At 55.0% G+C, this 22,454-nt stretch carries 24 protein-coding genes; 20 read left to right on the top strand and 4 right to left on the bottom strand.

Going from position 1 to position 22,454, the window contains the following annotated elements:
- The first annotated feature begins 243 nt into the window (after positions 1-243).
- From ABOC97_RS00210 to ABOC97_RS00265, 12 genes are all read left to right on the top strand, one after another.
- On the top strand, positions 244-2,886 hold the full coding sequence (locus ABOC97_RS00210; protein WP_349592614.1) for a YdbH family protein: 2,643 nt from the start codon (positions 244-246) through the stop codon (positions 2,884-2,886).
- A complete protein-coding gene (locus ABOC97_RS00215; RefSeq protein WP_349592617.1) occupies positions 2,883-3,074 on the top strand; it encodes a YnbE family lipoprotein in 192 nt (63 codons plus the stop codon). Before ABOC97_RS00210 ends, ABOC97_RS00215 begins: the two co-directional genes overlap by 4 nt.
- Positions 3,075-3,081: 7 nt before the next feature.
- Positions 3,082-3,405 (top strand): YdbL family probable chaperone protein, encoded by a 324-nt coding sequence (locus ABOC97_RS00220; RefSeq protein WP_349592620.1) that lies wholly within the window; start codon positions 3,082-3,084, stop codon positions 3,403-3,405.
- A 133-nt stretch (positions 3,406-3,538) separates the two neighbouring features.
- Complete coding sequence (gene hinT, locus ABOC97_RS00225; RefSeq protein ID WP_061279538.1) at positions 3,539-3,895, top strand: purine nucleoside phosphoramidase; 357 nt, start codon at positions 3,539-3,541, stop codon at positions 3,893-3,895.
- 3 nt (positions 3,896-3,898) lie between these two features.
- Complete coding sequence (locus tag ABOC97_RS00230) at positions 3,899-4,273, top strand: YcfL family protein (RefSeq protein WP_234502836.1); 375 nt, start codon at positions 3,899-3,901, stop codon at positions 4,271-4,273.
- 22 nt (positions 4,274-4,295) lie between these two features.
- Positions 4,296-4,943, top strand: a complete 648-nt coding sequence (gene lpoB, locus ABOC97_RS00235) for a penicillin-binding protein activator LpoB (protein ID WP_349593499.1) — start codon at positions 4,296-4,298, stop codon at positions 4,941-4,943.
- Positions 4,924-5,766 (top strand): thiamine kinase, encoded by an 843-nt coding sequence (gene thiK, locus ABOC97_RS00240; protein WP_349593501.1) that lies wholly within the window; start codon positions 4,924-4,926, stop codon positions 5,764-5,766. Before lpoB ends, thiK begins: the two co-directional genes overlap by 20 nt.
- Positions 5,754-6,779 carry a beta-N-acetylhexosaminidase gene (nagZ, locus tag ABOC97_RS00245; RefSeq protein WP_349592625.1) on the top strand — a complete coding sequence of 342 codons (1,026 nt, stop codon included), beginning with the start codon at positions 5,754-5,756 and terminating at the stop codon, positions 6,777-6,779. Before thiK ends, nagZ begins: the two co-directional genes overlap by 13 nt.
- A gap of 251 nt (positions 6,780-7,030) precedes the next feature.
- Positions 7,031-7,594, top strand: a complete 564-nt coding sequence (locus tag ABOC97_RS00250; protein ID WP_349592628.1) for a serine acetyltransferase — start codon at positions 7,031-7,033, stop codon at positions 7,592-7,594.
- Positions 7,595-7,690: 96 nt separating this feature from the next.
- Positions 7,691-8,233, top strand: coding sequence for an alpha/beta hydrolase YcfP (gene ycfP, locus ABOC97_RS00255; RefSeq protein WP_234502839.1), 543 nt, complete (start codon positions 7,691-7,693; stop codon positions 8,231-8,233).
- Between the two features lie 272 nt (positions 8,234-8,505).
- On the top strand, positions 8,506-9,810 hold the full coding sequence (locus ABOC97_RS00260) for an NAD(P)/FAD-dependent oxidoreductase (RefSeq protein ID WP_349592631.1): 1,305 nt from the start codon (positions 8,506-8,508) through the stop codon (positions 9,808-9,810).
- 186 nt (positions 9,811-9,996) lie between these two features.
- Positions 9,997-10,533: a glycine zipper 2TM domain-containing protein gene (locus ABOC97_RS00265; protein WP_234502841.1), complete on the top strand. Its 537-nt coding sequence runs from the start codon at positions 9,997-9,999 to the stop codon at positions 10,531-10,533.
- Between the two features lie 54 nt (positions 10,534-10,587).
- Here ABOC97_RS00265 and ABOC97_RS00270 read toward each other — a convergent pair whose 3' ends face one another.
- Positions 10,588-11,226, bottom strand: a complete 639-nt coding sequence (locus ABOC97_RS00270; RefSeq protein ID WP_349592634.1) for a TetR/AcrR family transcriptional regulator — start codon at positions 11,224-11,226, stop codon at positions 10,588-10,590.
- 245 nt (positions 11,227-11,471) lie between these two features.
- On the opposite strand from ABOC97_RS00270, the gene bhsA reads away from it, so the two are divergent.
- Positions 11,472-11,729, top strand: coding sequence for a multiple stress resistance protein BhsA (bhsA, locus tag ABOC97_RS00275; protein ID WP_234502845.1), 258 nt, complete (start codon positions 11,472-11,474; stop codon positions 11,727-11,729).
- Positions 11,730-11,816: 87 nt separating this feature from the next.
- Here bhsA and ldtC read toward each other — a convergent pair whose 3' ends face one another.
- The gene (gene ldtC, locus ABOC97_RS00280; protein WP_349593504.1) at positions 11,817-12,743 is read right to left on the bottom strand and encodes a L,D-transpeptidase LdtC; all 927 of its coding nucleotides are present in this window, start codon (positions 12,741-12,743) and stop codon (positions 11,817-11,819) included.
- A 166-nt stretch (positions 12,744-12,909) separates the two neighbouring features.
- Entirely contained in the window at positions 12,910-15,075 is a 2,166-nt protein-coding gene (locus ABOC97_RS00285; RefSeq protein ID WP_349592638.1) for a TonB-dependent siderophore receptor, read from the bottom strand.
- 425 nt (positions 15,076-15,500) lie between these two features.
- On the opposite strand from ABOC97_RS00285, the gene ABOC97_RS00290 reads away from it, so the two are divergent.
- The 7 genes from ABOC97_RS00290 to ABOC97_RS00320 all read left to right on the top strand — a co-directional run bounded on the left by ABOC97_RS00290 (position 15,501) and on the right by ABOC97_RS00320 (position 22,130).
- Complete coding sequence (locus tag ABOC97_RS00290) at positions 15,501-16,322, top strand: ABC transporter ATP-binding protein (RefSeq protein ID WP_349592641.1); 822 nt, start codon at positions 15,501-15,503, stop codon at positions 16,320-16,322.
- Entirely contained in the window at positions 16,322-17,347 is a 1,026-nt protein-coding gene (locus tag ABOC97_RS00295; RefSeq protein ID WP_349592644.1) for a FecCD family ABC transporter permease, read from the top strand. The genes ABOC97_RS00290 and ABOC97_RS00295 overlap by 1 nt, the downstream gene beginning before the upstream one ends.
- Positions 17,344-18,396 (top strand): FecCD family ABC transporter permease, encoded by a 1,053-nt coding sequence (locus ABOC97_RS00300; protein ID WP_349592647.1) that lies wholly within the window; start codon positions 17,344-17,346, stop codon positions 18,394-18,396. The genes ABOC97_RS00295 and ABOC97_RS00300 overlap by 4 nt, the downstream gene beginning before the upstream one ends.
- A gap of 15 nt (positions 18,397-18,411) precedes the next feature.
- Positions 18,412-19,356: an ABC transporter substrate-binding protein gene (locus tag ABOC97_RS00305; protein WP_349593506.1), complete on the top strand. Its 945-nt coding sequence runs from the start codon at positions 18,412-18,414 to the stop codon at positions 19,354-19,356.
- Entirely contained in the window at positions 19,353-20,252 is a 900-nt protein-coding gene (locus ABOC97_RS00310; RefSeq protein ID WP_459253808.1) for a MurR/RpiR family transcriptional regulator, read from the top strand. The genes ABOC97_RS00305 and ABOC97_RS00310 overlap by 4 nt, the downstream gene beginning before the upstream one ends.
- Positions 20,253-20,365: 113 nt before the next feature.
- Positions 20,366-21,241, top strand: coding sequence for an NAD(P)-dependent oxidoreductase (locus tag ABOC97_RS00315; RefSeq protein ID WP_349592650.1), 876 nt, complete (start codon positions 20,366-20,368; stop codon positions 21,239-21,241).
- A 16-nt stretch (positions 21,242-21,257) separates the two neighbouring features.
- Positions 21,258-22,130, top strand: a complete 873-nt coding sequence (locus tag ABOC97_RS00320) for an oxygenase MpaB family protein (RefSeq protein ID WP_349592653.1) — start codon at positions 21,258-21,260, stop codon at positions 22,128-22,130.
- 65 nt (positions 22,131-22,195) lie between these two features.
- Here the strand turns inward: ABOC97_RS00320 and ABOC97_RS00325 are convergent, their stop codons facing one another.
- The gene (locus ABOC97_RS00325) at positions 22,196-22,336 is read right to left on the bottom strand and encodes a hypothetical protein (protein ID WP_234502860.1); all 141 of its coding nucleotides are present in this window, start codon (positions 22,334-22,336) and stop codon (positions 22,196-22,198) included.
- Positions 22,337-22,454 lie beyond the last annotated feature (118 nt).

The following is a 22,454-nucleotide window of genomic DNA, read 5'->3' on the forward strand; positions in this document are numbered from 1 at the left end:
TTTTGAATGCTAAAGTTACGTAAGGAAACTATCACCAGTATACGCGCTTTAGAAGTGGGAGCGAAACCGATACGCTCAATCAGAATCAACTGAAATTACACGCATTTTATTTTATAGCAGCTACGCTTAATACCATGACAGCGGCTTTCACTCTCTGGTCTGACATGACACAATATGCGCCTTTGGACCGCTCGCTGTGTGGTCCGGCATGACTGCCTGCTTAAACTGGATATTACTGCACCCATGAAGGGTAAATATAAAGCCGTTATTGCGCTACTCCTGCTCTTAATACTCCTGCCGTTAACGTTGGTGATGACGCTGGGGTACTGGGTCCCTACGCTGGTGGGCATCTGGCTACCGGCAGGAACTCGCATTGCCCTGAACGACAGCCCGCGCTTGACCCGTTCGGCGCTGCGTATTCCTGATCTACGCTATCTTGCCGGTGACTGCGAGCTGGCGACGCTTAAAGATGTCACATTGTCACACCCCAGCCGCTGGCAGCTGCACGCGGCCTCGGTCAACCTCAATTCCGTCTGTTTTGCCAAACTGCCGCAAAACGATGCCGTGCCCGGCGCGCCGCGCACTCTTGCCGAATGGCAGTCGATGCTGCCCAATACCTGGCTTTCTATTGATTCGCTGAGCATTTCGCCGTGGGAAAAATGGCAGGGGAAACTAAACGTTTCACTCACCGCCCAGCGTCAGGATCTGCAATATGAGGGCGAGCAGGTCACGCTACATGCGCGATTACACGGCCAGGCGCTGACGGTCAGTGAATTCCACGCCAGCCTTATCGACGGTGAACAGCCGGTGAAGCTACTGGGTGAGTTCACCATGCCGCTGGTGCCGGATGGCCTGCCGGTTAAAGGTCATCTGGAATCCACTCTCCAGGTGCCGCAAGTGCCTTCGCTGGTTGATGCCGAACTGAACTGGGACGGAAACCAGGGGCAACTGGTGATGATGGCCCGCGGTGAAGATGAACCGCTGGTGGATTTTCCGTGGCTCCTGACCGAACAGCAGCTCACCATCAGCGATGGCCGCTGGAGCTGGCCTTATCAAGCGGGAATACCGCTGAGCGGTCGTTTAGGCGTGAAGTTAGAAAACTGGCAGCAGGGCATCGATAAAACGCTGATCACCGGTCGCCTGAATGTTTTAACCTCCGGCGATGCGGGTAAGGGGAACGCGGTGTTAAGCGTCGGCCCGGGAACGCTCAGCATGGACAACAGCGAGATGCCATTACAGTTGACCGGGGAAGCGAAGCAGGGGGATTTGATCCTCTACGCCAGGCTGCCTGCGCATCTGAGTGGCCCGCTGATGACGCCGCAGCTTGCCTTCCAGCCCGGCGCGTTGCTGCGATCGCGCGGTCGGGTTATTGATGCCTTGAATATTGATGATGTGCGTTGGCCGCTGGCCGGGGTGAAAATATCGCCGCAGGGGATTGATGGTCGGCTGCAGGCAATTTTGCGTGCCCATGAGCAGCAAACCGGTGATTTTGTCTTACATCTTGATGGTAAGGCCGACAATTTTATGCCGGATAAAGGCACCTGGCGGTGGCGCTACTGGGGCGATGGGCACTTTACCCCGATGCAGGCGCGCTGGGACGTGACCGGTACTGGAGAATGGCGCGACAGCGCGATTGTTCTGAATTCGCTATCGACCGGTTTCGATAAGCTCGAGTACGGCACCATGACCATCGACAAGCCGCGGTTGACGCTGGAAAAACCTATCCATTGGATCCGCAATGAGCAGCATCCTTCCTTTACCGGCACTCTGGCGCTGGATGCGAATGAAACCCGCTTTACCGGCGGCAGCGTGCTGCCTGCCTCCGCGCTGAGTTTTAGCGTTGATGGCCGCGATCCGACCTTCTTCCAGTTCAAAGGTAATCTGAAAGCGGAGGCCATTGGGCCCATTCAGGTGAACGGACGTTGGGATGGCGAACGTCTACGCGGCAACGCCTGGTGGCCGAAACAGTCGCTGACCGTATTCCAGCCGCTGGTCCCGCCGGACTGGAAAATGAAGCTGCGTGACGGTTCGCTTTACGCTCAGGTGGCGTTCTCTGCCGCTGCTGGGCAAGGTTTTGAAGCCGGTGGGCACGGTGTGCTGCGTAACGGCAGCGCGTGGATGCCGGATAACGAAGTGAACGGCGTCGATTTTGTGCTGCCGTTTCGTTTAAAAGGCGGCGTCTGGCAGTTGGGGACGCGCCGCCCGGTATCGCTGCGCATTGCGGAAATTGTCAATCAGGTGACAGCGCGGAATGTGGCCGCCGATCTCCAGGGTACCTGGCCGTGGAGCGAAGACTCGCCGTTGCAGCTTAGCGACGTCAGCGTTGATGTGCTGGGCGGTAAAATCACTATGCAACAGCTCCGTATGCCGCAGCATGATGCGGCGCTGCTGCGTTTGCATCATATCTCCATGAGTGAGTTGGTCAGCGCGGTGAATCCGAAGCAGTTTGCTATGTCCGGCCCGGTCGATGGCGCGCTGCCGCTGTGGCTCAACGACAGTAAATGGATAATCAAGGACGGCTGGCTGCATAACCCCGGCCCAATGACGCTGCGACTGGATAAAGACACGGCCGATGCGGTCGCCGATGACAATATTGCCGCGGGCGCTGCTATCAACTGGCTGCGCTATCTGGAAATTAGCCGCTCGTGGACGCGGATTAACCTCGACAGCCTGGGTCTTCTGACCTTACAGGCTGCCGTCACCGGTACCGGGGTGATGGATGACAAACGCAGTACGGTGCAGCTGAACTATACGCACCAGGAGAATGTTTTTGATTTGTGGCGAAGCCTGCGCTTTGGCGACAAACTTCAGTCATGGCTTGAGCAACACGCGACCCTTCCCGGTGCGCCGTGTCGCAGCGGCACGGAATGTAAGGAGCAACAATGAAATTACCCATCGCCATGCTGGGAGTGATGGCCTGCGGTCTGCTGTCCGGATGCGTACCTCGCATCGAAGTGGCGGCGCCGAAAGAGCCGATTACCATCAATATGAATGTGAAGATTGAGCATGAAATCCACATCAAGGCCGATAAGGACGTTGAGGATTTGCTGAAATCACGTAGCGATTTATTCTGAGGTGATCATGCGAAAAATAGGGATTATCGCGGGACTGACGCTTGGCCTGTTAAGCACTCAGGTGCAGGCGTTAACGCTGACGGATGCCCGCCAGCAGGGGCGCGTTGGCGAGACGCAGAGCGGTTATCTGGCGGCACTTAAACAGGATAACGATACGCTGGCATTGGTGAAAAAAATCAACCAGGCGCGCAGCGAAAGTTACCAGCAATTAGCCCTCAGCAATAACCTGCCGCAGCAAGAGGTGGCGAGGCTTGCGGGCAAGAAATTGATCGACAAAGCTCAGTTGGGTGAATACGTTCAGGGCATCAACGGCCAGTGGGTGCGTAAGTAAAGGCCGCGGTGATGTAAGAAAAAATGCATTCAGGTTGAAACAGAGGCTGCAACTCGCTCATACTCTCGGCATGTAACCTGTTCGCCGGTAACGATTTTACCGACAGAAAATGAGAATAATAAAGGAACTCCTAATGGCAGAAGAAACAATTTTCAGCAAAATCATTCGTCGCGAAATCCCGTCAGATATCGTTTACCAGGACGATTTAGTTACCGCCTTTCGCGATATTTCCCCGCAGGCGCCAACCCATATTCTGATTATCCCGAATACGCTGATTGCCACCACGAATGATGTCACCGCCGAACATGAACAGGCGCTGGGTCGGATGGTTACCGTGGCGGCAAAAATTGCGCGTGACGAAGGGATTGCTGACGACGGTTATCGACTGATCATGAACTGCAATCGCCACGGTGGGCAGGAAGTCTACCATATCCACATGCATCTGGTGGGCGGACGCCCGCTGGGGCCAATGCTGGCGCATAAAGGCTAATCTATGAAATCGGGATGTCTGGGTCTTGTGCTTTGCGCGACGCTGCTTGCCGGGTGCCACTCGCGCCCGGAAATTGCCGTCAGCGAGCAGCAGCCGCTGGTGATGGAGTCGAATGTCCTCGCGGCGGGGATCAGCGCGCAATCGCCTGAAATCAGCTCGTCGGATATTCAGGCCACCGCCAGCGCGAAGCTGTTTAATGAAAGGCGAGAGCCGGTCACCGTTCATTATCGTTTTTACTGGTATGACGCCAGAGGGCTGGAAATGCACCCGCTAGAGGCGCCGCGCAGTATCACGGTCCCACCCCAGGGATCGGTTACGCTGTACGGGACTGCCAACGGTTTAGGGGCGCATAAAGCCCGGCTTTATCTTTATCTGTGAGGGGTAAACTGGAATGAGTAAATTGGGTCGCTATGCGTTAATTGCTTCCCTGGCAATATTGCTGGCAGGGTGTACGATTCGCGAGCAACCGGCGCCGGTTGATACGGTTAATCCGCAGCAACCACAACAGCCGCAGCAGCCAACTGAACCGCAACAACCGGTGCCAACGGTACCGACCGTGCCGACTGTTCCGACGCAGCCTGGGCCGATTGAGCACGGCGGGGAAACACCAGCTCAGCCGACGCCTCGCGTGCGGCATTACGACTGGAATGGCGCTGCGCAGCCGCTGGTGGGCAAAATGCTGCAGGCCGCTGGTGTTAACGCGGGCAGTATTTTGCTGGTAGATAGCGTTAATAATCGTACCAACGGTTCATTGAATGCTGGTGAAGCAACTACCGCATTGCACAATGCGCTGGCGGGTAACGCTAAATTCACCCTGGTTTCTCCGCAGCAGCTGGCGGTCGCAAAACAACAGCTTGGCCTGTCGCCGCAGGATAGCCTTGGTACGCGTAGCAAAGCGATGGGCATTGCCCGCAACGTTGGCGCGCAGTACGTTCTATATTCCAATGCTACCGGCAACGTCAATTCACCAACCCTGCAAATGCAGTTGATGATGGTGCAGACCGGTGAAATTGTCTGGTCAGGAAAGGGTGCGGTTGCGCAACAATAAGCTTACGCGTGACGCCGTGCTGTCACGCTATTTCCCGCACTACCGCATCGACGCCAGCCCCGGAACATCGGGGCTGAGCGGCAGCAGCTGTATCCTTCAGGATGGCGAACGGCGGCTGGTGTTACGCCAGCATCATGCGCCTGACGCGCCGGAAAGCGATTTTCTTCGTCAGTATCACGCCCTACGCCGTTTACCGGCGACGCTGGCACCAAAGCCGGTTTTTTATACGCCCGGCTGGATGGCGGTTCAATTTTTAGTCGGTGAGATCAAAAGCGTGCTCCCGGCAACTCGTCCTCTCGCCGCTCTCCTGTATGATTTACACCAGCAGCCTCGGTTTGGCTGGCAGCTTGCCTTGTTGCCGCTGCTTGAACAGTATTGGCAGCAGTGCGCCCCGGCGCGACGTACGCCATTCTGGCTGCGTTGCTTACAGCGCCTGCGTAAGCAGGGCGAGCCGCGTGCGCTGCGCTTGGCCCCGCTGCATATGGACGTTCATGCCGGTAACATTGTACATACCGCGCAGGGCCTACGGCTTATCGACTGGGAATATGCTGGTGATGGTGACGTTGCGCTGGAGCTGGCGGCGGTGTGGACGGATGACAATAGGCAACGCTATCAGCTCACGCAGGTCTACGCGGCACGTGCACACATGGCGCCAGAAATCCTTTGGCGGCAGGTACTACGCTGGCGGCCATGGGTGCTGATACTGATGGCGGGTTGGTTTGAATGTCGCGGGCAGCAAACCGGCGATGAACAATTTTTCACGCTGGCCAATAATATTTGGCGGCAGCTACAGAATAAGAAGGAGGCCGTGTGGGGCCAGTAATGTTGGATGTTGAAGGTTATGAGTTGGACGCCGAGGAACGTGAGATCCTTGCCCATCCCCTGGTAGGCGGTTTAATTCTGTTTACCCGTAACTATCATGACCCTGAGCAGCTACGCGAACTGGTACGCCAGATTCGCGCGGCTTCACGTAATCACCTGGTGGTGGCGGTCGATCAGGAAGGCGGGCGCGTACAGCGCTTCCGTGAAGGTTTTACCCGCTTACCTGCGGCGCAGTCATTTGCCGCTGTCTTGGGCGAAGAGGCAGGCGGCCGCATGGCAGCGGATGCTGGCTGGTTAATGGCCAGCGAGATGATCGCGATGGATATCGATATCAGCTTTGCGCCGGTGCTTGACGTGGGCCATATCTGTACCGCTATCGGCGAGCGTTCTTATCATGCAGACCCGCACAAAGCGTTGGCGATGGCGCGCCACTTCATCAACGGTATGCATGATGCCGGGATGAAAACCACGGGCAAACACTTCCCGGGCCACGGTGCTGTGACGGCTGACTCCCATAAAGAGACGCCGCATGACCCGCGTTCTGACGCAGAAATTCGTGCTAAAGATATGGCGGTCTTCCAGAAGCTGATTACCGAAAATGCGCTAGATGCCATTATGCCAGCCCACGTGATTTATGATGCGGTAGACCCGCGTCCGGCCAGCGGCTCGCAGTACTGGCTGAAGACCGTGCTGCGCGGCGAACTGGGCTTTGACGGGGTTATATTCTCTGACGATCTGTCAATGGAAGGTGCCGCTATTATGGGCAGCTACGCGGAGCGCGGTCAGGCATCGCTCGACGCCGGATGCGATATGATCCTCGTTTGCAATAACCGCCAGGGTGCGGTCAGCGTGCTGGATAACCTGTCACCGATCAACGCTGAACGTGTGGCGAAGCTGTACCACACGGGATCGTTTAGCCGTCAGGAACTGAGGGATTCCGCGCGCTGGAAAACGGTGAGTGCTCAGCTCGAACAACTCCATGAGCGCTGGCAGGAAGTGAAAGCGGCGCAATAATCCATCCCGATGCGGGATAACAAAAAATGATGAAAAGGCGCGGGCGAAATTAAGGCCGCGCTTTTTTTATCGCTGAAATCCATTTTTATCAATAGCATCCCTAATCACAAAATCCAGACCCAACCCGTGCATGATGTGATAGTTTTTTATTAACTAAGAAAAATCTTATGCTCTGTATATATATCCTGGTTGTGGTGCTGTTTTTTTCGGTGAGATTGAGCGGAAGCGAGGCAAATTCTCACTACCAGGAAATGAAAAGTTTCTTATCTGACGATGTCCTGAAGGGAAGAAAACCTTTTACGTGGCGCAGGATTATGCTTCGCTGCTGGAGACAGCCGGGTAAACGATTTGTGGTGTGGTGGCGAATCGCCAGCTGTCTGTTTTTCCAGGGCGGAAGCCTAAGGCGATGGACCGCGCGGAAAATTAACCGGATGCTGGAAACAAAGTACAACACCGAAATAATGCTGGGTGCCCGAATTGGCGGCGGCTTCGTGATAACTCACCATAATGGCGTGGTTGTCTCTCACAATGTTGTTGCCGGTAAGAATTTGCTTATGAGGCAAAATACAACCATCGGCACGAAAAACAATTATGGCGAAAGGATGATCCGCATTGGTGACAACGTCAATATTGGCGCTAATTCATGCATCGTTGGCGACAGGCTAACGATTGGTGATAACGTGACTATCGGCGCGATGTCGTATATCGATAAAGATATTCCTTCCAACTGTGTGGTGTATACAGAGAAAACAAGCAACATTATCGATAAGGCGAGGACGGAAGGCCACAAGCTGCTAGAATACATACAAAATTAGTGGTTATGAGTGATGGGAGTCGGTCAGAAAGATCGCTTATAGCACCATGAATACGTAATGTGTTGTTATCAAACGCTTTGATGTGGTGAGGATACGATGATTATCTATTTACACGGTTTTGACTCGAATAGCCCAGGCAATCATGAAAAGGTGCTGCAACTGCAGTTTATCGACCCGGACGTGCGGTTGATTAGCTACAGCACGCTGCATCCGAAACACGATATGCAGCATCTGCTTAAGGAAGTGGACAAGATGTTGCAATTGAGCGCTGATGAGCGCCCGCTGATTTGCGGCGTTGGGCTTGGCGGCTTCTGGGCCGAGCGGATCGGGTTCCTGTGTGATATCCGCCAGGTGGTGTTTAACCCTAACCTGTTCCCGAATGAGAACATGGAAGGCAAAATTGACCGCCCGGAAGAGTACGCAGACATTGCCACCAAGTGCGTGAATAACTTCCGCGAGAAGAACCGCGATCGTTGCCTGGCTATTCTCTCTCGTCATGACGATGCGCTGGATAGCCAGCGCTCGGCAGGCATGCTGCACCACTACTATGAAATCATCTGGGATGAAGAGCAGGGACATAAGTTTAAGAATATCTCGCCGCATTTACAGCGGATAAAAGCCTTCAAAACCCTCGGATAATCGCCTCTGAATGGCCCCGGTTACGTAAACGTAGCCGGGGCTTTTTTTTGTTATTTTTTAACCTCATTCCCTTGCGGTTTTATGCCAGAAGTTTCATCCGCTCAACTTCTGCGCGATAAAACTTGATGCACATCAATTTTGGTATGACCAATGCACCATTCATGTTATTCTCATTGCAGCTGAATGGTTTCTTGTAAGTAACTTGTTGTTAATTAAAGGCTATATTTATAACTTTTAATTAACAATTGGTTAATAAATTTTAAGGGGGTCTCATGACTACGCCAATCAAGAAAATTGTCATTGTCGGTGGTGGTGCGGGCGGCCTGGAACTGGCTACTCAACTGGGTAGAAAGCTTGGCCGGGGTAAAAAAGCGAAAATCACGCTGGTAGATCGTAACCATAGCCACCTGTGGAAACCACTGCTGCACGAAGTGGCAACGGGGTCTCTGGATGAAGGCGTGGATGCGCTGAGCTACCTGGCCCATGCACGCAATCATCATTTCCAGTTCCAACTGGGATCGGTGATGGACATCAACCGCGAAGCGAAAACCCTGACCATCGCTGAACTGCGCGATGAGAAAGGCGAGCTGCTGGTACCTGAGCGCAAGCTGGCGTATGACACGCTGGTGATGGCGCTGGGCAGTACCTCGAACGATTTCAACACCCCGGGCGTAAAAGAGCACTGCATCTTCCTCGATAACCCGCATCAGGCGCGTCGTTTCCACCAGGAGATGTTGAACCTGTTCCTCAAGTACTCCGCGAATCTGGGGGCTAACGGTAAGGTTAACATCGCTATCGTCGGCGGCGGGGCAACCGGCGTTGAGCTGTCTGCGGAGCTGCACAATGCGGTCAAACAGCTGCACAGCTACGGCTATAAAGGGTTAAACAACGAAGCGCTGAACGTGACGCTGGTGGAAGCCGGTGAACGCATTCTGCCTGCGCTGCCGCCACGTATCTCCGGTGCTGCGCACAGCGAACTGACCAAAATGGGCGTGCGCGTATTGACGCAAACCATGGTCACGAGCGCTGACGAAGGCGGACTGCACACCAAAGATGGTGAGTACATCAAGGCCGATCTGATGGTCTGGGCGGCAGGTATTAAAGCGCCAGACTTTATGAAGGATATCGGCGGTCTGGAAACTAACCGCATTAACCAGCTGGTGGTTGAGCCGACGCTGCAGACAACCCGCGATCCGGATATCTACGCTATCGGTGACTGTGCTTCCTGCGCCCGTCCGGAAGGTGGCTTCGTGCCTCCGCGCGCACAGGCTGCGCACCAGATGGCGACCTGCGCACTGAACAATATTCTGGCGCAGATGAAGGGTAAAGAGCTGAAATCTTACAGCTATAAAGATCACGGTTCACTGGTCTGTCTGTCCAACTACTCTACCGTGGGTAGCCTGATGGGCAACCTGATGCGTGGTTCGATGATGATTGAAGGGCGTATTGCGCGCATGGTCTACATCTCCCTGTATCGTATGCACCAGATTGCGCTGCACGGTTACTGCAAAACCGGGTTGATGATGCTGGTCGGCAGCATTAACCGCGTGATTCGTCCGCGTCTGAAACTGCATTAATTCCTGCCTATTCCCCGGCATCGTTTATGCTCACCCGAGCGTGGCGATGCCGGTTTTTTTACCCTTCAGAATACTCTGAAACCTCTATGTTTCCCTACAAAACTCTGCTTTTAGGCTTCTGTCTGATTGGCTCTGCTAACGATCGGTTGCACAATTGTTAGCAATAGCAACAATGGAGGAAGTCCCGTGAATAAATCGATGTTGGCGGGTATTGGTATTGGCGTTGCAGCCGCATTAGGGGTTGCCGCCGTGGCGAGCATGAACGTCTTCGAACGTGGCCCGCAGTACGCGCAGGTTGTCTCCGCTACACCAATCAAGGAAACCGTGAAAAATCCGCGTCAGGAATGCCGGAACGTGACGGTGACGCACCGCCGCCCGGTGCAGGATGAAAACCGTATCGCAGGCTCCGTGTTAGGGGCCGTTGCGGGTGGGGTGATTGGACACCAGTTTGGCGGTGGGCGAGGTAAAGATGTCGCGACCGTGGTGGGCGCTTTAGGTGGTGGCTATGCCGGCAACCAGGCGCAAGGCGCGTTGCAGAACAACGACACTTACACCACGACCGAACAGCGTTGTAAAACGGTGTATGACAAATCTGAGAAAACGCTCGGCTACGATGTGACCTATAAAATCGGCGACCAGCAGGGGAAAATCCGCATGGATAAAAACCCGGGGAACCAGATCCCGTTGGATAACAATGGCCAGCTTGTACTGAATAAAGCCTAAAAAAGTATCAAGATGTTATTCGCCCCGTTATCACTCAGATAACGGGGCGTTTTTTTATTCTACTGCAACCATTTGCGGCCACAGACGCAGAGTGGTTTCGGTAATCTGCATCAGCGTTTCAAAGCTGGCCCCTTCGCGGGCGCTAATCGACATTCCCTGCAAAATACAGCCCAAAAACAGCGACAGTTCTTTGACGTTTTTCTCGGCGGGAATTTCACCGCGCGTCTGGCGTAGTTGCAGGAACTGGCTCAGCGTCTGTTCCTGTATCGCATGGCGAGACTTGATGGTTTTCGCTATCTCTTTCGATGAAGCCGCCAGCGCCGCAGAGGTGTTAATCATAAAACAACCCGCTGGCGTATCTTTGCTGGTGAAGCAGGTGGCAACGGCGGTGAAGTAGTTTCTTAACGCCTCGACCAACGTCTGCTCTTCGCAAAACAGGCATGCCTCATTCTTGGAAGCAAAGTGGGTGATGTAGTGATCGAGAACGGCGCGGAATAACCCCTCTTTATTGGCAAACTCTGCGTACAGCGTCGGCGCTTTTGCCCCCGTGGCTTCAACGAGGTCAGAGAGTGATGTTGCTTCATAGCCATATTGCCAGAAGAGCGTCATCGCTTTATCAAGCGCCGCTTCCCGGTCGAATACTTTAGGTCGACCACGGCCTTTTTTCGCGCAACTTTGCGTGTCAGTTGTCATCGTGCCGCCTACCTTAGTCGGTTTTAGTGAACATTCATTATAAAAATAATCGTCGGCAGGGGCTAGCGCTTCTGCGATAAATATAAATTATGCATATTCATATGAAAAATATATGAATTCTAATTAATTAAACGGTCGTTATAAAAATAGCGTTGACGTGTGACGCAGATCTCATTATGATTATCTTATCGATCGTTAAGTTAATAACGTCTGACCTACAAAATTCATCTGCAAAGGTAAAAATCATGAAAAACGTAAAAACTCTGGCCATCGCAGCCGTACTGAGCTCCCTGTCATTTGCCAGCTTCGCTGCTGTACAGGTGCAAGCCACTCCGGCTGACCAGCATAAGGTTGGCAACATCGCCGCTTCTGCAGGCCCAAACCTTGAATCTTTAGAACAACAGTTGTCTCAGAAGGCAGATGAAATGGGTGCCAAATCGTACCGCATCACTTCTGTAAGTGGTCCAAACTCCCTCCACGGTACCGCTGTAATCTATAAATAAGCATTAAAACCCTCATAATGCTTATGTCACTGCTATAAAAAAGGCCCTGAGCGAAACCCGCTCAGGACCTTTTCTTTTGTGTTTCTGCTACATATTCTGCTGAGCGACGTCGTGGTGGCGGGTCACATCCACCGGCATCCCGGAGCGGATATCCATCACTTTATTCATCACTTCAGCGTCGGTATTGGCTTTCTGGCTAAACGCCTGCATTCCCGCATTGAGCACGATAGGCAGCGTCTGCGGATCGTCATCAATATGCTCTGACAACGGCTGGTGTACTTCAACCAAATGCACGCCGTTAGGCTCAACCGAGGCTTTAATCGGGGTATTAATGATATTGACCTTCGTTCCCGGCGTGACTTTATCAAACAGCGCCTTAATGTCGCCGTCGCGCAGGCGGATACAGCCCGAGCTGACGCGCATACCGATACCAAAATCAGCATTGGTACCGTGTAGTAAATAGACGCCGCCGTGAGCCGCCAGACGGATAGCGTGGTGGCCCATTGGATTATCCGGACCGGCAGGCATCACCGCAGGGAGATCGATCCCCTGCGCTTTATAGCGGGCGCGGATATTCGCCGTTGGTGTCCAGGTCGGGTTCGCTCGCTTATCGGAGACGGTAGTGACCATGGTCGGCGTGACGGTTGTACCGCCAAGCTGGCCGATGCCAATCGGATAGACGGTGACGGTATTGGTACCCGGCGGGTAATAGTAAAGACGGAGCTCCGCCAGATTCAGGACGATACCTTCACGTGGAACATCCGGCAGTAGGGTTTGCAGCGGGATGGTCAGTACGCTACCCGGGCGCGGAACGTAAGGGTCAACGCCGGGGTTAGCCTGCAGTAAAGCCAGGAAACCGACATTATATTTCTTAGCGATTGCTTCCAGCGAGCCGCCATTGTTCTCCACCACATGGAAACGGTTTTCACCGACCAGACGACTACCCGGTGGCGGTAACGGCCAGGTGTTAGCGCTGGCGGGCAGCGCGATGCTAGCGACGAGGATAAACCCCATCAGCCAGCGAGAAAAGTGCACAGTCTGTCGTTTCACTCGTATCCCTCAAGGTCGAAAAATGTTGCTTAAAAGTTAAAGCGACTATTATGCGGAAGGGAACTGTAGGGAAGTGAAGAGGGATTGAAAGAGTATGTAAAGGCGGCCCCGAAGTGGGGCCGCCGGCCAATCAGAAGGCCATTTTCACCGTGAACTGCACTTCGCGCGGATCGCCAATCTGGTTGCCCAGGTTGTTGCTGGCGATGGACGAGGTGTAGTAGGTCTTATCGAACAGGTTTTTGACGTTAACCTGTAGCGTGACCGGGTACTGTAGCTTCATCTTATACGCCGCGAAGATGTCTGCCACCGCATAGCCCGGCAGGTAGTAGTCCGCGCCATTGGTTCCGGAGCGACGGCTCAGTGCATGACCGCCACCGCCGAGAGTTAGGGTATTGCTGTCATAGACGTTGTTAAAGTCATAGGTCAGGAATAGTGAGCCGGTATGACGCGGGACGTTAGGCAACGGTTTACCCGCATAGTCCGGATCGTCAATCACCTTGGCGTTGGTATAGCCGTAGCTGGCAATTACGTTCAGGTTATCGGTCAGCGAACCGGCAACATCCACTTCAATCCCTTGTGAGCGTACTTTTCCCGCCGTTTTGGCATAGGTTTCATCGCCGATGGTTTCGGTATACAGCACATTGCGCTTATGAATGTCGAAGAAAGTAATGTTCGACGTTACGCCGTCAAACAGGTCGAACTTCGCGCCTACTTCGTATGCCGTAGACTCTTCCGGCGGCAGATTGCCGATGTAGCTGGCAATAGACGATTGCGGCATAAACGACTGCGCGACGTTGCCAAACAGTGAGACGCTTGGGGTCAGTTTATAGACCATCCCGAACTTCGGTGTCAGCTTCTCGTCCTGGCTGTCGGTATTGACGTTAAACGGACGACCTTTGCCCGCATACTGCGTGTAGTACTGGTAGCGCACCCCGGCAACGGCAATCCATTTGTCGGTCAGGTAGAGCGCATCCTGTAAATAGGTGGCATAGGTTTCTTGCTGAATACGCTGGTCGCTGTCGGCGGCGGAAACGTTGGTGCATTTATCCAGCGTACCGTATACCGGGTTGTAAATATTGAAACCTTTCACGTTCTTACAGCGGATCATATCGGTGCGCAGCAGATCGTAATTCTCGTAGGCAATGCCGCCAAGAATTTCGTTGTAGAAACCGCCAATCACCACATTGCCCTGCAAGTCCGCACGGGTAGAGTGCATCCGCTGGGTTGAGCCTTGAGTGGCATCGACTCGCCGCGTCAGATTCCCGGTTTTGGCGTCGTAGGCCATCACGCGCGCCTGATTATCGCTGTATTTATCCTGACTGAAACCGTAATCAAAGCGAGCGGTCCATTGGCTGTTCAGGCGGTATTCGGCGTTCACCTGCGCCAGATCCGAGTCACCGTTGGTGACGTTAAACGGCTCGTCAAAACGTTCATCGCGCGGGACATCGACCGCCCGTCCCGTATTTAAATCAAAAATGGTGCCGCGGTCGAACGGGGTGTGGTAGCTCCGGTGGGACCAGGAGAGGTTGACCGTGGCATCATCGCCAAACCAGGTCAGTGACGGCGCAATAAAGGTGCTTCGTTCTTTGCCAAAGTTGCGCCAGTAATCTTCATTCTGGTATTCGCCGACCAGACGGTAGGCCAACTGAGTGCCTTCAATCGGGCCGGTGACGTCTACCTGACCGGTGCCGCCGCCAAAGCTGCTGGATGTTGCCGAAATATCGCCGGAGAACGTGCGTTCCGGGCGCTTGGTGACGACGTTAATCAGCCCACCCGGGTCGAGAATGCCGTACAGCGTCGAGGCCGGCCCTTTCAGCACTTCAACGCGTGATGTCGCGGCGTTAAAACTGCGCGGCAGAACGGTACGCAGACCGTTGGTCATGATGGAACCATCACGGTTGGCACCGAAACCACGGCGGGTAAAGGCATCCTGCGTACCACCCAATGTGTTGGTTTGCACCACGTTGGCCACGTTGTACAGTGCTTCATCCAGCGAAGTGGCGTGCTGATCTTCCAGCACCTTATCGCTGACCGTATTCACTACCTGCGGAATATCCAACAGCGGCATATTGGTCAGTGTCGCCGTCGAACTGCTAAGTGGCTGATAGCCATCGGTCACGGTCTGGTCGGCCTGAGAGGTACCGACAACCGTCATCGTGTCTTCTTTTTTGGTTTCATCACCGCTGGTTTTCGTTTCCGCCGCCATCAGCGAAGGGGAGCTGACCGCTCCGACAAAAAGCAGTGAAAAAAGTGCGCGCCCGGTTTTTCCCGTGAACGTCGGGTAGAGCTGTGTCATCTGTCTGTTTCCCATGAAAAAACTGCCTAACTTCAGCAGCCAAAAGTGATAAAAATCATTGCCCTGAATCGCAAAACAACTCCGTTCACGTCACCAACTGACGTTCAGGATGTGTAATTGAGAATCATTCAAACACGTGGAAATGTAGTAGTAAATGCAGCGGGCAATAAATTTATCCTTCGGCAAAATTGCGCGGATGGGTAACGGAGTAGATGACAGGGGATTCTTATTATTATTTGATTTTTAATCAGTTAAATTTTTATCGTCACTGCCAATTTACGAGAATAAATACAAAAACCCTATGAAGTGAAACGGTAATGTAGTGCGCTTGACTACTACATGCCGACGCTGCATGATCAAAAGAGAATGAGATTTATTTAAAGTGCAGAACGATACCACGTCGTTGCGGCCGGAGAGAGAGAAACATGCCACAGCGGCAAGATGCCCCGTCAGAACGCGGGATTGTGCTGGAATCCCTGAGCGCAGGATATGGCAACCAGCGCATCGTTGATAACATCAACCTGGCCTTACCCGTAGGGAAAATGACGGTGCTGGCGGGGGCCAATGGTTCAGGTAAATCAACCTTACTCAATACCATCGCGCGGATGCTCAAGCCGCTGGGCGGCAGCGTTCGCCTGGATGGTCGCGATATTCATCAGCAGCCAACCAAACAGGTGGCTCGTCAGCTTGGGCTGCTGCCGCAATCGCCGCTAACTCCGGAAGGGCTAACCGCCTTTGAACTGGTATCGCGCGGGCGCTATCCGTGGCAGGGGCTTATTCGCCAGTGGTCCACGGAAGATGAGCAGGCGGTAGAAGAGGCTCTGCGTCTGACCGGCACGCTGGAATATGCGCATCTGCCGGTGGATAGTCTCTCCGGCGGTCAACGGCAACGCTGTTGGATAGCCATGGCGCTGGCACAGCAAACGTCCACTATTCTGCTGGATGAACCCACGACCTGGCTCGACCTCCGCTACCAGGTGGAAATCCTCGAATTATTACAGCAACTGACGCGCGAACACGGGCGCACCGTGATTACCGTCCTGCACGATCTTAACTTTGCGGTTAACTACGCCGATACGCTGGTCTTTATGAAACAAGGGCGCATTGCGAGCATTGTTGATGAAGGGCAGCCGTGCACGCCGGAGATAATCAAACACGTTTTTGATGTTGATGTGCAGATGCTGCACAACCCGCAAACCGGGAAACCCTTGTTTATGCCATTTTGCGCCCGCCGGGAATCTTGCTGATGGCAACTCAGATTTCGCTTTTGCGACAGCGTTCGTCGCGTCCACTTTGGGCGCTGCTGGCGGTGAGCGTTCTATTGTGCGCTGGCGCAGTTATCCATCTTGGCCTCGGTGCGCGGGCCATTGCGCCACGGGTGGTGGTCGAAGCCTTATTGCATTACGACCCGCGCAATTTTGAACACCGCATTATTGTCAGCCTACGTCTCACCCGCCTGCTGGCCGCTTTGTTGACCGGGGCTGCGCTGGGTGCCGCCGGGTTACTGCTACAAACCATTGTCCGCAATCCGCTAGGCGAACCGCATATTCTGGGTCTTAATGCCGGGGCGACGCTGGCGGTCGTTGCCTGTTCTGCGGCGGGCGTCTCATTTGGCGAATGGGGGATCAACCGCCCGCTAACGGCGGCTTGTGGTGCTGCGCTGCTGTTCGGTCTGGTCATGCTGCTGTCGAGCGCCGGGCGCGCCGGTGCCACGGCGATGAAAATTACGCTGTGCGGCGTGGCGCTATCGGCGTTTGCTTCCGCAGTGACCGCCTCGATTCTGATTCTCGATGAACAAACCCTGCAAGCAATGCGCACCTGGCTGGCGGGGGATTTAGCCGGGATTTCACTGACTACGCTGCAGGTTGCCAGTATTCCGGCACTGCTCGGCTTGCTGCTGGCGGCGTTTATCTCGCCGCGGCTGAATATTCTTGCCCTCGGAGACCGCGTAGCCAGCGGGCTAGGCGTGGCAGTGGCGAGGACGCGCCTACTCGGCGTTATTGCGATTGCTCTGTTATGCGGTGCGGCGGTGTCGGTTGCTGGGCCGGTTGGGTTTATTGGTCTGGTGGTGCCGCATGCAATCCGCCGTTGGGCGGGGCAGGATATCCGCGTGGGTTTGCTGCTGGCACTACCCACCGGCGCGCTGCTGCTATTACTGGCTGATATTCTCGCCCGTTGGCTGCTGGCACCCCAGGAGCTGGCGACCGGCGTGATGACCGCGCTGGTTGGCGCGCCGGTCTTTATCGCCATTGCCGTGAGGTACTTTAAATGACGCGCGCCGTGATTAAAGCCGGTTTTATTCCGCTCGCACTTGGGCCGCTACGCGTGCTGCTGCGCCCGCGGTTGTTGAAAATCGCCGGGATAATGGCCGCATTGATTATGCTGTTGCTGGTGTTCGGTATAACGCGCGGTACCCTGCCTATTCCCACCGGTGCTATCGGACGGGCGCTGTTTTACCCGGAAGCGCTAAGTGCGCAGCAGGTTTATATCGTTCGCGATATCCGTTTACCTCGGCTGCTGATGGCTATTTTGTGCGGTGGAATGCTGGGGCTTGCCGGGGCGGCGATGCAGTCGATCACCCGCAACGGCCTTGCCGACCCCGGACTGATCGGTGTGAAAGAGGGCACCAGCGTCGTCGTACTGACGCTAATCCTCGCTTTTCCTTCGCTGAGTCTGGCCTGGCGCCCGTTAGCCGGTATGTGCGGCGGCGTGCTGGTGGCTCTGTTGGTTATCGTGCTGGCACGGGATAGTTCTCGCCCTCGTTTTATTTTGATTGGTATCGGCGTTTCATGGGCGCTGTCGGCGGCGATGGGGCTATTTGTCACCACGGCCGATATTCGCGATGTTCAAACGGCAATGACCTGGCTTGCGGGCAGCCTGCATGCGGCAACCTGGCCGCTGCTGGCCGTGGCCGTGGCGTGGGCACTCCCGGCGGTGCTGGTGCTGTATCTGACTGCGCGCGCGGCGGACGTTGCGTTGATGGGTAATCAGGTCGCTAGCGGGTTAGGCGTGCGATTGTCGCGTCTGACGCTGCTGCGTTTTCTGGCTCCAGTACTGTTAACGGCGGCGAGCGTCTCCTGCGTGGGAAGCCTTGGTTTTGTTGGGCTCATGGCCCCGCATATGGCGCGATTCCTGCTGCGCGGTGGCCAGGTGGCATTGCTTAGCGGCAGCGCGCTCATTGGCGCATTGTTGGTGCTACTCACCGATACCATCGGGCGGCTGGCTTTTGCACCGCTACAAATTCCGGCAGGGATCATCATTTCGCTGATTGGCTGCCCGTTCTTTATTTTATTGTTGTGGCGTCGTCGCGACGCTTTGTGAGGAGAAGGGATGACCATGCGTGGCCTGTTGTCTGTTTTGTGGTTGTTTAGCGCGACGGCGTTGGCGCAAACTCAAGCGTTCACCGACGATCTCGGCCGGGTGGTGCAGGTGCCGCTGCATCCGCAGCGCATTGTTTCGATGCACGATCTCGATATTACCATTCCGCTGATTGAGCTGGGCGTGCCGCCGGTCGCCAGCCATGGGCGCACGCGCCCCGACGGTAGCCACTATTTGCGTTCCAGCGCGCAGCTGACCGGTATTGATTTTGATAACAGCGATATCAAATTTATTGGTACCGCGGATATCGATCTCGAAGCGGTGGCGGCAGCGAAACCGGATCTCATCATTACCGAGCCCAATCGCAATGTGCCCATCGAACAACTGGCGAAAATCGCCCCGACGGTCAGTATTGACCATCTGCTCGGCAGCGCGCCGCGGATTTACGCCAAACTGGCGCAGTTGACCGGAACCCAAGCGCGACTGGCCGTACTCGACCGCCGCTATCAGGCGCAAATTCAGCAGCTCAAACAGACCATTCACACCGATAAAATCAGCGTGTCGGTGATTCAGGCTAACAATGGCAAAGTGACCGTTCACCATTCTTATCACTCGCTTGGTCGCGTGCTGCGTGATGCCGGATTCCGCTTCCCGCCGCTTATCGAACGTATTCCTGATGGTGAACGTATTGATGTCAGCGCCGAACAGTTACCCGACCTCGACGCCGACTTCCTGTTTGCTACCTGGCGTTCTGATACCGGCGGCAAGCCGCAGGATGAGCTTAATGATATGGAAAAAGTGATGCCGGGCTGGTGTGATTTTATGCAGGCCTGCCGCACCGGGCATTACATTCTGCTGCCGCGTGAAGAGGTGATTTCCAACTCCTATGCGGCGCTCAGCCTGCTGGTGGCACAGGTTCAGTCACAGATTGCCGGGCGTCCTGTCCCTAAGGAGAGCAAATGAATCCGACGGTAGCACGCAAAGAAAAGCGCCGGGTTGATCTGTTCGGTGAGCGGTTGCGCAGCCGAACGGCGCAGCTCTCACCCCGCCTGCTGGCGGTGGTGAACTGGATTGACGACAACCGGGAAGCGGTACTCGACCACACGGCGATGGAGATTGCTGCCGCGACGCAAACTTCGGACGCCACGGTGGTTCGCGCCATCCAGGTGCTGGGGTTTGCAGGGCTGCGCGATCTTAAGCAAACGCTCCAGCATTGGTTTGGCCCGACGATTACTTCGTCAGAAAAGATGGCGTCCACGGTCGGGGCATTGACCAGCGATGTGAATTCAAGCATCGATTTTGTCCTCGAAGGCCATCTTCGCGCCTGTGAGATGCTCGCCAATATAGAGAACCGCTCGGCGATCGCGCAGGCCGTGGCCTTGCTCAGCGATGCCCGCCAGGTGGCGCTTTTTGGTATTGGGGCATCGGGTATTTTAACCGAATACACCGCCCGCCTGTTTAGCCGTATTGGCCTGCCGTCGTACGTGTTAAACCGTACCGGCTTTAGCCTGGCGGAGCAGATTGCCTCTTTGCAGCGTGGCGATGTGCTGATTATGATGGCGCAGAAATCCCCGCATCGGGAAGGGCTGACCACGCTGCGCGAAGCCGCGCGTCTGGGGATCCCAACAATTCTACTCACCCAGGCGACCGATTCGCGGTTCAGCGAAATGTCCCAGGTGGTTATCCACGTTCCGCGCGGCGAAAATGGCCGCGTGCCGCTGCACGGAACGGTCATGGTCTGTCTGGAAATGCTGGTGTTGTCGGTGGCGTCAACGGCTTCGCAGCGGACGATTCGCTCGATGAAGCGGATCAATGACCTACACAAGGCAATTGGGAAGTCGGGCGGGCGCAAAGGCTAACGTCGCGAGTACTCATATTTCGAATCTATAGTAGCTGACTCGATTATCCGTTTGCATTTTGTTCGGATAATCATCAGGCTAGCGAAAACGACCGAGTCTATGAGGAAAGTGAAATGAAGGCATTGCCAGCGGTAGCGGTACTGGGATTAGGCGCAATGGGGCACGCATTTGCCGCCAATCTGCTTAAAAAGGGCTTCACGGTGTACGGCTGGAACCGCACGCCGGGGCGCGGTGAAGATCTCCAGAGCCAGGGTTTACAGCTGTGCAACGACGCCGGACTGGCAGTGGCCGATGCGCAGGTGGTTATCGCGATGCTGACCGATGGTGAAGCGACCCAGGCGGTTATCCGCACTATCGCGCCATCTTGCCCGCAAGGGGCGACTTTCTGCCAGATGGGCACTATCGGCATTCAAGAAACAGCGGACGCTATCTCCCTGCTGGAATCCCTGCGCCCGGATATGCTGTACCTCGATGCACCAGTTTCCGGGACCAAGGCACCGGCGGAAAATGCACAGATTCTGGTAATGGCCAGCGGCTGTCGCGAACGTTCACATGCGGCGCAGCAGGTATTTGACGCCATCTCTCGCGGTACGCAGTGGTACGGTGAGGCAGGGAGCAGCCAGAAGATGAAGCTGGTGATTAACGCCTGGCTTATCGCCATGATGCAGGGCGTCGCCGAAAGCATGCAGCTGGCCAAACAGTTTGGTTTTACGCCTAATCAGCTGTGGGAAACGCTCGAAGGCGGGCCGCTGGCGGCACCGTACGTCAAGGGCAAGCTGGAGATGATTCGCCGCGATGATTACACTCCGCAGATGCAACTACAGCACGCGTTAAAAGACGCGCGCCTGGCGCTGGCTAATGCACCTGAAGGCACTATGCCGGTCATGGACAGCATCACGCACCTGTGGGCGCAGGCCGCTGAAAATGGGCTAGCCGAGCAGGATCTGGCGGCAGTTTACGCTTGGCTTGATAACCCGGGGCAGGCGTAAGAATCAGGGGGCGGTAATGGAGTGGCTACGCCAGCGTATTGAACAGCAGGTGCTTGGCCTGACGGGGATGGCGCTTAACGAGATTGATTTTGAGCGTCCTCCCGGCGAGCCGGGGCTGTTTGGCCCGCAGTCGGCCATTTGGCCGGTACACGGCGACTTTACCTCGATGCTGTGCGGCGGCATTAGCGCATTATTGTTGCAAATGCTGCATCCGCTGGCGCTGGCGGGCGTCTGGGATCACTCTTCTTTTCGTGATGATATCTTTGGCCGCCTCCGGCGTACCAGCCAGTTTATCTCCGCTACCACCTTTGCCACCATCCCGGATGCCGAGCGACTGATCGACAAAGTAAAAGCGATTCATCTGCGAGTCAATGGCACCGATATCGATGGCACGCCTTATGCCGCAAGCGATCCAGACCTGCTGACGTGGGTGCATATCGCGGAGTGCAGCTCGTTTATGGCATCGCATCTTCGCTATCGTCGGACGGTGGTGACACCGTCACGTCAGGCGCAGTATTTCATTGAATCGGCGAGTATTGCTGAACGGCTTGGCGCACGGATTGTGCCGAAAACACCGCAGGCGGTTCAGGATTATCTTGAACAAATGCGTCCGCAGCTCCGCTGTGATGAGCGTACGCGGGAAGTGGCGCGGGTGCTGATGACGACCCGGCTGCCGGGCCGATTAGCACAGCCCGCAGGGACGATTTTAATGAAAGCCGGTATTGACCTGCTTCCAGTTTGGGCGCAGGAGATGCTGGATTTACGGCTGAGTCCGCTAGAGCAAAAAATGTTGCGCGCTAGCGTGCATGTCATTGCAGCGATACTGCGGCGTTCAGTGCGCAATGGGGCATATCATTGTGCAATGAGGCGGGTTAGGGCAGAGCGGTGATTTTTATGAAAATGGAAATTCATCTCAATAAATAAAAAAACCGGCATCAGATGCCGGTTTTTTTATTAAATTTTGCAGGCGTCGCCGCAGTCATCGTCGGCAACAATTGCTTGTGCTTTCTTGTCCGCATCGTCCAGACGTTCTGCATTGCGCTCTTGCGCCTCTTCCAGCCCATCAAAGACCAGATTATTGAGATCTATTTCCATTCGTCACCTGTATTCAGATTGTTCTACACTCGTCACAGTATATTGCAAAAATGTTGATTGATGTAGCCACGAATGACATCAGACGCGATTGCAGCACAAAGCGCGCGTCGATAGTGAG

The organism is Kluyvera huaxiensis (assembly GCF_040149365.1).
Lineage (GTDB): Bacteria > Pseudomonadota > Gammaproteobacteria > Enterobacterales > Enterobacteriaceae > Kluyvera > Kluyvera intermedia_A.

What these genes read in the sequence shown, in the direction of transcription:
- ABOC97_RS00325 (WP_234502860.1), bottom strand. Translation starts at nt 22,336, where the DNA reads ATGGAAATAGATCTCAATAATCTGGTCTTTGATGGGCTGGAAGAGGCG.
- ABOC97_RS00260 (WP_349592631.1), top strand. Translation starts at nt 8,506, where the DNA reads ATGACTACGCCAATCAAGAAAATTGTCATTGTCGGTGGTGGTGCGGGC.
- ABOC97_RS00250 (WP_349592628.1), top strand. Translation starts at nt 7,031, where the DNA reads ATGAAAAGTTTCTTATCTGACGATGTCCTGAAGGGAAGAAAACCTTTT.
- ABOC97_RS00210 (WP_349592614.1), top strand. Translation starts at nt 244, where the DNA reads ATGAAGGGTAAATATAAAGCCGTTATTGCGCTACTCCTGCTCTTAATA.
- ABOC97_RS00320 (WP_349592653.1), top strand. Translation starts at nt 21,258, where the DNA reads ATGGAGTGGCTACGCCAGCGTATTGAACAGCAGGTGCTTGGCCTGACG.
- ycfP (WP_234502839.1), top strand. Translation starts at nt 7,691, where the DNA reads ATGATTATCTATTTACACGGTTTTGACTCGAATAGCCCAGGCAATCAT.
- ABOC97_RS00270 (WP_349592634.1), bottom strand. Translation starts at nt 11,226, where the DNA reads ATGACAACTGACACGCAAAGTTGCGCGAAAAAAGGCCGTGGTCGACCT.
- ABOC97_RS00290 (WP_349592641.1), top strand. Translation starts at nt 15,501, where the DNA reads ATGCCACAGCGGCAAGATGCCCCGTCAGAACGCGGGATTGTGCTGGAA.
- bhsA (WP_234502845.1), top strand. Translation starts at nt 11,472, where the DNA reads ATGAAAAACGTAAAAACTCTGGCCATCGCAGCCGTACTGAGCTCCCTG.
- ABOC97_RS00310 (WP_459253808.1), top strand. Translation starts at nt 19,353, where the DNA reads ATGAATCCGACGGTAGCACGCAAAGAAAAGCGCCGGGTTGATCTGTTC.
- ABOC97_RS00285 (WP_349592638.1), bottom strand. Translation starts at nt 15,075, where the DNA reads ATGACACAGCTCTACCCGACGTTCACGGGAAAAACCGGGCGCGCACTT.
- ldtC (WP_349593504.1), bottom strand. Translation starts at nt 12,743, where the DNA reads ATGGGGTTTATCCTCGTCGCTAGCATCGCGCTGCCCGCCAGCGCTAAC.
- ABOC97_RS00315 (WP_349592650.1), top strand. Translation starts at nt 20,366, where the DNA reads ATGAAGGCATTGCCAGCGGTAGCGGTACTGGGATTAGGCGCAATGGGG.
- ABOC97_RS00220 (WP_349592620.1), top strand. Translation starts at nt 3,082, where the DNA reads ATGCGAAAAATAGGGATTATCGCGGGACTGACGCTTGGCCTGTTAAGC.
- ABOC97_RS00215 (WP_349592617.1), top strand. Translation starts at nt 2,883, where the DNA reads ATGAAATTACCCATCGCCATGCTGGGAGTGATGGCCTGCGGTCTGCTG.
- ABOC97_RS00295 (WP_349592644.1), top strand. Translation starts at nt 16,322, where the DNA reads ATGGCAACTCAGATTTCGCTTTTGCGACAGCGTTCGTCGCGTCCACTT.
- ABOC97_RS00300 (WP_349592647.1), top strand. Translation starts at nt 17,344, where the DNA reads ATGACGCGCGCCGTGATTAAAGCCGGTTTTATTCCGCTCGCACTTGGG.
- hinT (WP_061279538.1), top strand. Translation starts at nt 3,539, where the DNA reads ATGGCAGAAGAAACAATTTTCAGCAAAATCATTCGTCGCGAAATCCCG.
- ABOC97_RS00305 (WP_349593506.1), top strand. Translation starts at nt 18,412, where the DNA reads ATGCGTGGCCTGTTGTCTGTTTTGTGGTTGTTTAGCGCGACGGCGTTG.
- ABOC97_RS00230 (WP_234502836.1), top strand. Translation starts at nt 3,899, where the DNA reads ATGAAATCGGGATGTCTGGGTCTTGTGCTTTGCGCGACGCTGCTTGCC.